1 protein-coding gene is annotated in these 705 nt (G+C 31.1%); it reads left to right on the top strand.

Features of this window, described 5'->3' with window-relative positions:
* Positions 1-25 precede the first annotated feature (25 nt).
* A partial coding sequence (locus tag V6246_RS18160) for an IS110 family transposase (protein WP_341561861.1) occupies positions 26-705 on the top strand: 680 nt, incomplete at its 3' end.

Below are 705 nucleotides of genomic sequence, written 5' to 3'. Positions count from 1 at the left end.
TGTCCTTTCAAAAAAATAATTTGTTATGAATAAAGATATTAAATATTTTGGTATTGACATTAGTTATTTAGTTTTTGATGTCACAGATTCAGATGGTAATTATTATCAGTTTAAAAACAAGGTTTCAGGCTTTAAAGCATTTAGAAAACTTTTAAATTCTGAGAGTCATTGTGTGATGGAAGCTACAGGTTACTATCATTATCAGTTGGCTTATTATTTGTTTGAAGAAGGTCTAAATGTTTCAGTAGAAAATCCATTGTCGGTAAAACGATTTATCCAGATGAGGCTATCCAAGATTAAGACCGATAAGAGTGATTCAAAACTTATATGTTCTTATGCTGAACAAGTAGAGTTAAAGCTTTGGAAAGGTAGTTCCAAGGAAGTACAGGAGTGTCTTCAAATTACCAGAACCCTTTCTGTATATACAAAACAGCGAACAATGATAAAGAATAAACTTCATGGTGAATCTGTTTTAGGGGAACCAAGTAAAGCTATTGTAAGATCCTTAAAACGTAGTTTAAAACATTTAGATAAAGAGATGTCCAACTTAGAAGAGTTATTGCTGGTTTTAGTAAAAGAGGCTCATAAAGATTTATTTACTCGAATAAAAACCATACCAGGAATCGGAAAAAAAACATCTATTATGTTAATCGTTTTAACAGGTGGTTTTGAACGCTTTTCGAGTGCAGCAGAATTATGTAGTTA

This window comes from Algibacter sp. TI.3.09 (assembly GCF_038154905.1).
Classification (GTDB): Bacteria; Bacteroidota; Bacteroidia; order Flavobacteriales; family Flavobacteriaceae; genus Algibacter.
The sequence above is the reverse complement of the archived record's forward strand: the minus strand, read 5'-3'. Positions and strand labels throughout refer to the sequence as shown.